Source organism: uncultured Boseongicola sp., from assembly GCF_937988555.1.
Taxonomy (GTDB): domain Bacteria; phylum Pseudomonadota; class Alphaproteobacteria; order Rhodobacterales; family Rhodobacteraceae; genus Boseongicola.
This window is the reverse complement of sequence record NZ_CALJXO010000173.1, coordinates 1-7395: the sequence shown is the minus strand read 5'-3', so window position 1 is coordinate 7395 and position 7395 is coordinate 1. Positions and strand designations below refer to the sequence as shown.

Annotated in this window: 8 protein-coding genes and 4 pseudogenes; 4 read left to right on the top strand and 8 right to left on the bottom strand. The window is 54.3% G+C overall.

All coding sequences use genetic code 11. From position 1 onward, the window contains the following. Window positions 1-410 (top strand): annotated as a pseudogene (locus Q1B15_RS09495) (IS5/IS1182 family transposase); the annotation flags it as partial. A gap of 89 nt (window positions 411-499) precedes the next feature. On the opposite strand, the gene Q1B15_RS23425 reads toward Q1B15_RS09495, so the two are convergent. The 7 genes and pseudogenes from Q1B15_RS23425 to Q1B15_RS09465 all read right to left on the bottom strand — a co-directional run bounded on the left by Q1B15_RS23425 (window position 500) and on the right by Q1B15_RS09465 (window position 3921). Continuing rightward, entirely contained in the window at window positions 500-1216 is a 717-nt protein-coding gene (locus tag Q1B15_RS23425) for an RES family NAD+ phosphorylase (protein ID WP_366141703.1), read from the bottom strand. Then, window positions 1194-1565 carry an antitoxin Xre-like helix-turn-helix domain-containing protein gene (locus tag Q1B15_RS09490; protein WP_299753346.1) on the bottom strand — a complete coding sequence of 124 codons (372 nt, stop codon included), beginning with the start codon at window positions 1563-1565 and terminating at the stop codon, window positions 1194-1196. Before Q1B15_RS09490 ends, Q1B15_RS23425 begins: the two co-directional genes overlap by 23 nt. Window positions 1566-1869: 304 nt before the next feature. Then, window positions 1870-2073, bottom strand: coding sequence for a hypothetical protein (locus Q1B15_RS09485; RefSeq protein ID WP_299753344.1), 204 nt, complete (start codon window positions 2071-2073; stop codon window positions 1870-1872). A 362-nt stretch (window positions 2074-2435) separates the two neighbouring features. After that, window positions 2436-2648 (bottom strand): phage integrase N-terminal SAM-like domain-containing protein, encoded by a 213-nt coding sequence (locus tag Q1B15_RS09480; RefSeq protein ID WP_299753342.1) that lies wholly within the window; start codon window positions 2646-2648, stop codon window positions 2436-2438. Window positions 2649-2895: 247 nt separating this feature from the next. After that, a complete protein-coding gene (locus Q1B15_RS09475; protein ID WP_299753340.1) occupies window positions 2896-3195 on the bottom strand; it encodes a type II toxin-antitoxin system RelE/ParE family toxin in 300 nt (99 codons plus the stop codon). Next, the gene (locus Q1B15_RS09470) at window positions 3192-3416 is read right to left on the bottom strand and encodes a type II toxin-antitoxin system ParD family antitoxin (protein ID WP_366141702.1); all 225 of its coding nucleotides are present in this window, start codon (window positions 3414-3416) and stop codon (window positions 3192-3194) included. The genes Q1B15_RS09475 and Q1B15_RS09470 overlap by 4 nt, the downstream gene beginning before the upstream one ends. A 40-nt stretch (window positions 3417-3456) precedes the next feature. Further along, a pseudogene (locus Q1B15_RS09465) lies at window positions 3457-3921 on the bottom strand (SMC-Scp complex subunit ScpB). A 211-nt stretch (window positions 3922-4132) separates the two neighbouring features. Here Q1B15_RS09465 and Q1B15_RS09460 point away from each other — a divergent pair. Next, window positions 4133-4814 (top strand): annotated as a pseudogene (locus Q1B15_RS09460) (IS6 family transposase). 75 nt (window positions 4815-4889) lie between these two features. On the opposite strand, the gene Q1B15_RS09455 reads toward Q1B15_RS09460, so the two are convergent. After that, window positions 4890-6116, bottom strand: coding sequence for an ATP-binding protein (locus tag Q1B15_RS09455; RefSeq protein WP_299753335.1), 1227 nt, complete (start codon window positions 6114-6116; stop codon window positions 4890-4892). Window positions 6117-6352: 236 nt separating this feature from the next. Here Q1B15_RS09455 and Q1B15_RS09450 point away from each other — a divergent pair. Continuing rightward, a pseudogene (locus tag Q1B15_RS09450) lies at window positions 6353-6517 on the top strand (SMC-Scp complex subunit ScpB); the annotation flags it as partial. A gap of 129 nt (window positions 6518-6646) precedes the next feature. Continuing rightward, window positions 6647-7395 (top strand): AAA family ATPase (locus tag Q1B15_RS09445; RefSeq protein ID WP_299753333.1); only part of this gene is annotated, 749 nt, incomplete at its 3' end.

Below are 7395 nucleotides of genomic sequence, written 5' to 3'. Positions count from 1 at the left end.
CGGGTCTGCTGGACCAAATAGCCGGCCCGGTCACCCAGTTTTTGGCAGACGGTGCATACGACGGTGGCCCAACACGCGACCTTCTTACCGCGCGTTTCGGATCGATGATTGAGGCCACAATTCCTCCTCCCAAGAATGCCACCCCGAGCCCTGATGCGGCACAAGATCCGACGGTACGTGACTGCCATATCGCCGAGATCGCAGCCCGCGGGCGGATGGCCTGGCAGAAAGCCACTGGCTACAATCAACGCAGCCGAGGTGAGACCCTCATGGGCCGTTGGAAAACAGTTATTGGGCCCAAGCTAAAGGCGCGCAACTTCGAAAATCAGAAAACAGAAGTCAAGATTGGCGTCCGGATTCTAAACCGGATGACTGGACTTGGGCGCCCGCATTTCGAACGCACCGCCTGAGATCCGTCTCGGGTAGGGCGCGTTTCCAGGTGCAGCTGATCTGTGCAACAAGGCACTTCAGGAGGTCGCGTGCCCAAAGACCGCGGAAGCTATACAAACGCCAATCTAGTTTCCTCGAAACCAAACTCGAGCGATACTTTCGGATGTTCGCAGCGTACTTGTGTGCGTCCGGGTCTAAGGAACAGGTGCCATGTCTGAGTTTGTGCGGGATTGGAATTTTCAAACGCTCGGCAAGTAAGCACAGCAATGTTAGCTAGACCATCTGGGTGGCGGACTGACGAGTAACGTATGAGCTCACAACCATCCCCTCGGGCGCGATCTGCCAGATCGAGGCATGCGTGATAGTCGTCTGGATCAGTCCAAAGGGCCACGTGAGACGACATAGGTGGTTCAGTTAAGTCTATGACTAACGGAACGCGAACCGATACACTGAACGCTGTGTATGTCCCTGGCTCTTTTGGGAGTGGAGTGCCCGGCGAGCCATCAAAGAATATCTTTCTCTGCCAGACTGTCTCAGCAACAGCTGTGATTGGATCTTCCGCGCAATAGAACACACCTGGCGTTTCACCCATCCTGCGAAAGCGCGAGTCCCAAGGATATCGACCATAGCGAAACGGCGTGGAAATAAGGTAGTGCAGGTGCTGGCAATCCGGAGGAACCGGGGGCTTGGTCGTCTCTAATATTTGCTCCAAGAGCTCCTGCTCTTCGCCGCTATCGACGAGCTTCGTCGTCGAAACAACATGCTGTGCTTCAACAAGACGCCACACTTCGTTTGCGTATGGTTTATATTGGAGCTCTGGCTGCATCGAGATAGTTCATCACTCGGACAAGGCCTTGAGCTGACTTCACTTCGTCCTTTGGAGTCGAATTGAGATGCGTGTTTTGGTTGACCATCCAAGCCTTCATTGATGTACCATCACCGTGGACAATTGCGTCCAACGAGCGAAAAACGCGAACCAAGCACGCTGCAAGTTCAAACGGCTTACCACTCAGCTTATATTGTCCATCATTGAGGCGGGAAACTGAAGAAGGGCTGACTCCAATGACAGTAGCAAGCTCTGCTCCCGACAGCCCCAGCGCCTGCGATGCTCGAAAAACAGACTTGCCCAAGACTGCGCCCGGAACAAACTGAGGTGAACTGCTTGCTTGGTTCATATCGATTACCCTCTTTCTAGTGCAATATATATAGCAAATAATTGCTCAAGCAACAAGTGGCTTGCTTAATTTGGTTCGCAGCGCAAGCTCTCGGAGCGCTACGACCCTGCAAGGCTGCGAGTGTGCGCTAACCGACGGTTTGCTAAGGTCCACTCAAGGAGCACGCCCGATAAGCGCCCTTATGTAGACCGCTGGCTGTATTGCGCACCGGCCCCGGCAAACCCTGCAAACGGCATCGTCAACTTGCGGGGCCAAGGCTGACCGAGAATTTGCCCTCGACAGGTAGCGGGTCTTGGTTTGTCGCCTATGCAGATGGCTCCTTGAGGGGAGCCGTCGCAGTGAAGTCCCCTTCCAGAAGAACTATGCCATCGCTGTCCTGTTCGCGAATTCTCGTCATAATGAAACTGAGATCGCCCTCGTCGATTGTTACGACATACTTACCCGGGACACCCTCGATCACCAGGTCCTCGGGAAACGCAGCATATAAAAGGCCAAGCCTCAGGACCATGTGCCCAAAAAGCGGTGCGCCTGCTTGCGGGTCCTCCGGCGGACCTGCCGAAATCGTAAACTGGTACTATCCAGTTTTCTGGTCCTGCAACCAGCCGCTGGCTTCGTCCGAGACCACCCATTCCTCTGTCCCCGAAATTCCAAATGTCACGGTCACTGTGCCACTGTTCTGCGCGTGAAGGGGCGCCGCCAGGGTGTTGTCAGATTAACTCAGTTATCGGCAGATTTCGTCTTCTTGATGGGACTTAAAATCTCGTAAGTCGTTGAAATACAGTAAAACATATTTTCAAAAGCTTCGATATTTTGACCTAGAAAAGTTAATGTGACAACGCCAAGGTTACGCATGCAGATTCTTGTCCCGCTCTATATCAGATGCTGCTGGAAATACTTCACATCATCAGGCGTCGCCGTCTCCGGCGAACGCTCGAGCCAAGCCGCGAACCGCTTGCAGGCGCGCAGGTGGCTGGTCTGGGATGCAGAGCCGAGATCGCGCGATATCATATCGGCAATCATCCGGGCACGCAGGGGCGTCATTGGTGTCGATTGTTGAATGTTTATCGGAATGTCCTCTGTCAATCGAGGCAAAATCACCTCGACCAACAGCACACACCCGACACCAAAATCCGCGCAACAAATCCTTGTTCTGCGCAACACCCGCCACAAGCGCCCCTATCGCGGAGCGATTTAGCGCCCGTCCGCATAACAGCCATTCGGCTGACCGCCGCTGAAGGTCCGTTTTTGGGTGCTTGGTGCGTAACGCTCTAACGCAGCGAATGTCCGGAATCCGCCGTTGGTGCATCTCGGTGCGAAAGTATTTGTAGCCTTATTCCGCGAGCAACGTGGTCCAGTTTGCGCGACTGTGGAGGACGCGGATCACGCCTATTAGGTCATCTTCTGCCAAATAGACAACGAGGTGGCTTTGATAAGGTAGGATGCGCACCGGCGGGGTGAACTCCATCCGAAGGCGCGCCATTTCCGGAAACTGGGCAAGTCGGTCAAAAGCCTGCCCCAAACCGGTGAGATAGACTTCTGCCTGATCCTCCGACCACGCCCCAACCGTGTAGTCCCAAATCTCGGCCAAGTCTGCCTCGGCTGCCGGCCGTAGCGTAATGCCGTATGTCACTTCGACGTTTTGCCTGCGATAAATGCCGACATATCGAAGGATTGGGCCGGGCCACTTTGTAGTCCTTCAGTTATCAGGCCCTGCAGCTCTTCAATGGCGACATGTTGTTCCTGATCTTTGCGAATGAGATCTCGAACGTAGTCACTCACGTTGCTGTACCGACCGCCTCGCGTGCGGTGCTCGGCCCAAGATTTCATTAGGTCAGGAAGGGATACGTTCATCGTTGCCATATGCAGAAATTAGGATTTATGGCAAAGATTGTCAAGATTCGGCTGGTCCCATCCCCGCATCGTCCAGCTGCTCGCGATCGGGCAGGTCACGCAGGCTTTGCAGATCAAAAGCCACCAAGAACTGCTCCGTCGTCACAAAGGTCTAAGGCGCACCACGGCGCGGGCTGCGCGGACCGGTGGCGATGAGATCCCGCGCATCAAGTCGTCCAATCAAATCACGGCTGATCTCCTTGCCAAAAATGTTCTTCAGCCCATCGCGCATAATCGGCTGGTTGTAGGCCACAGCAGCCAGTACGGCGACGTCGAAATCCCGCAAATCCAAATCCTGCCCACCCACATCTGCCGCGGCGTGGATCACAGCAGCATAACCCGCGCGCGTGCACAGCATCCACCCACCGGACACCGTTGCCACCTCATAGGGTCGGTCGGCCACATCCGCGATGAGATCTTCAATCAACAGATCAACTGAAACCCCCTGCCCCACGGGTGTTGTCACATTAACTCAGTTATCGGCAGATTTCGTCTTCTTGATGGGACTTGAAATCTCGTAAGTCGTTGAAATCCGGTAAAACGTATTTTCAAAAACTTCGATATTTCGACTTAGAAAAGTTAATGTGACAACGCCAAGCAGACTCAGACTCTTAGAGTATGATTCAAAACGGCATTGCCAAGTTGTTCAGCTTGCATGATCAGGCTATTTCAACATCATGAAAATCCCAACCAGTATGCTGCGCCTGAAGGGCTTCCGGTTCCCTCGTAAAGTCATTGCTTACGCGGTCTGGGCATACCATCGGTTTGCGCTGAGTACGGAGGATGTTGAGGATCTGCTTGCGGAACGTGGCGTGATGATCAGCCGAGAAGCAATCCGCGGCTGGGTCAACCGATTTGGTGCGCACTTTGCTGCGTGCATCCGCCGTGACCGGCCACGGACGAACGACAAGTGGCACCTCGATGAGGTTGTGATCCCGATCAACGGCGTGAAGCATTGGCTCTGGCGCGCTGTCGACGCCAACGGTGATACGCTCGATATTCTTGTTCAAACGCGCCGAAATGCGAAAGCTGCCCAGCGCTTCATGGCAAGGTTGATCGCACAGTTTGGCAAGCCAAGGGTCGTTATTACAGACAAGCTGCGCAGCTATATCAAGCCGATTTCGCATCAAGCACCGGACGCCGATCAGCGCGCCCACAAAGGCCTCAACAACAGGATTGGAGGCAATCATGGGGCGCTTCAGGTCGCCACGGCAAGCACAGCGCTTCCTTGCCGCACATGACCAGATCAAGAACATCTTCCGCCCTCGCCGCTACTGCCTTTCAGCAACGTCTTACCACCACGCACGAGCAGATGCATTCTGCCTCTGGGCTGACTATGCCACTGAGATGGTAGCTTAAAGTCAGCAGCTATAACCTTTCAACATTACACCAAAACAACTTGGAAATGCCGGTCTGCAAGGTCCTCGACGAGATTCATTTGCCACCCCAAAGGCACGAGAGCGGAGCGGCGAACATGTTCTCGCCGAACGGTACGACTTGGTCGTGGTCGTAGAGCACCATGCCTTGGACGAATTTCTTGCCGCTGGCGTCCGCGAGCTTGCGCATCCCCGAAAAATCACCCGCCGAAACAGTGGCGGACGATTTTACCTCGATCCCAACGACCTCACCGCGGCGGTTCTCCAATACGATGTCGACCTCGTTCTTGTCCTTGTCCCGGAAATGCGAGAACGTGCACCTCTGTTCGCTCCACGTCGCGATCTTCCGTAGTTCGCTGAACACAAAGGTCTCCAAGATCGCACCAAAGCTCGTTTTGTCCTTTTGGACCACATCTGGCGAAACATCCCGCATCGCTGCGAGGAGGCCCGCATCGTAAAAATGTAGTTTGGGTGACTTGGTTAGACGTTTCAGTCGGTTTGTGAACCAGGGCTGCAGGGTATGAACGAGGTAGAGGCTCTCAAAGACACTCACATACTTCTGTGTGGTGACATGATTGAGGTCCAGGCCGGCACCGATACCCGTGTAGTTGACCAACTGCCCCGAGTGCTCGGCAAGCACCGACATCAGTTTCGGCATGATGGCGAGTCGTTCGATATGTGCGACGTCACAGACGTCACGCTGGACGATCGCATCAAGATAGCCGTGATACCAATCCTGCTTCCGGGACCATCGCGTCCGGCCGAGCGCTTCTGGATACCCGCCGGAAAGGACGTTTTCAACGAGCTCGTCACCGACGATCATATGCTCGGCTGTCGGTTTCTCTCGAGCAAAGGCCCGATCAATGAACTCTGATTTCGTACCCAGAATTTCTGCCTGTGAGAGCGGCAGTAACCGAACAACCTCCATGCGACCGGCAAGGGAATCTGCCACTTTTGGAATGGTCATGAGGTTGGCCGAACCCGTTAGGAGGAACCGCCCCGGTGTCTTATCGTCATCGACGAGGTTTTTAATGGCGAGCAAAAGGTCGGGCGCGCGTTGGATCTCATCGATCACGGCGCGGTCCAATCCGCGGACGAACCCGACCGGATCATCAATCGCCGACCGCAAAACGTTGGCATCGTCCAATGTCAGAAAGGGTGTCTTGTCCGATGCGATGTCGGTTGCAAGCGTCGTTTTGCCGGACTGACGCGGCCCCGAGATGAGAACCACGCGGGTGTCGGACAGCGCCTCTTCCACTCTAGCCTTGGCAAATCTTGGATACATTGTCGCACGACTCCTTCCGACCGATTGAAAGTACGCACCCGACCAATTGAAAGTCAAGTTCCGACCAATTGAAAGTGAGGTGTTGTCTGATTGGCGCTCAAACCTCCGACTGATTGAAAGTCAAAGCCCGACCAATTGAAAGCGCAAGTTGTCTAGCACGCGTGCTAGACAACTCTAGTTCGCGTCGACAACGGCCAACTCAAGCTCTGGCAGGTCCCGCAGGTGTCGAGACCGTTCAATTATCTGGGCGCGAATTGATTGCGACAGGGCCACGTAGTCTACGACGCGGGGCACCCTATACCTTTGTGACCACTGATCAGTTTCTTGTGGCGTTTGACTTTGAAAGCTTGCGTGACTTGCCGGACCGAGAGCAGTTGGAAGATGCCGGGTTGACAGAGTGATAACTGTAGCTTCGGCTAGTGAGCAAATGACGGGATGCCTAATAGAGAAATGGCGGACCTTCTATTACACAGACCGCAGACAGCCTTTCAGCATGGCTGCCGCACACTGAGTTAAGAAAATGGCAGGTTATGACTGAGACAGAGGATTACCTACCGAGACACCTTGTTATGGAACTGGAAGAAGCCACAGCGTCTGCGCGCGTGGTGAACTTCATTGGACCTAGACAGGTTGGCAAGACAACGCTTGTCAGGGATTTGTTCGGGCATGGTCGCTTTATCACATTGGATGACGCTGCAGTCCTGTCAGCCATTGAGGCGGACCCAGAAGGACAACTGGCCAGCCTAATGCAGGATCTGGATCAGGCGCCGCTCATTATCGACGAGGCTCAACGGTCCAAAAGGTTGGCGCTTGCGATCAAGAGGGTGGTCGATACGGACCGACGTAAGGGCCAATTTGTTCTCACGGGCTCATCTAACATATTTACGACCACTGACGTGGCTGACTCACTGGTAGACAGGATGCGAACGCTGAAACTCTGGCCCCTGTCGGTGGCAGAAATCAAAAGTGGACCGGTGAGTCACCTAGTGGACTGGGCGATGCAAAAAGATCCAAACCTCGGTCAGATATCCGATCCAGAACCACTCGCACGCAGCGACTATATCGATCTGATTTTGGCCGGTGGGTTTCCAGAAACCAGAACACTGCCCTTGCGATCACGACAACGCGCATATCGGGATTACATTGATGCTGTGGTCGAGCGGGACGTGGCAGACACAACGCCAGTTCGAAAACCGGATGTCTTGCGGATTCTGATTGATCAGATGGCCGCGCGATCTGCACAAGAAATCAATACCTCTGAACTTGCCAAATCGACAAA

What these genes read in the sequence shown, in the direction of transcription:
- Q1B15_RS23425 (WP_366141703.1), bottom strand. Translation starts at nt 1,216, where the DNA reads ATGCAGCCAGAGCTCCAATATAAACCATACGCAAACGAAGTGTGGCGT.
- Q1B15_RS09490 (WP_299753346.1), bottom strand. Translation starts at nt 1,565, where the DNA reads ATGAACCAAGCAAGCAGTTCACCTCAGTTTGTTCCGGGCGCAGTCTTG.
- Q1B15_RS09485 (WP_299753344.1), bottom strand. Translation starts at nt 2,073, where the DNA reads ATGGTCCTGAGGCTTGGCCTTTTATATGCTGCGTTTCCCGAGGACCTG.
- Q1B15_RS09470 (WP_366141702.1), bottom strand. Translation starts at nt 3,416, where the DNA reads ATGAACGTATCCCTTCCTGACCTAATGAAATCTTGGGCCGAGCACCGC.
- Q1B15_RS09455 (WP_299753335.1), bottom strand. Translation starts at nt 6,116, where the DNA reads ATGTATCCAAGATTTGCCAAGGCTAGAGTGGAAGAGGCGCTGTCCGAC.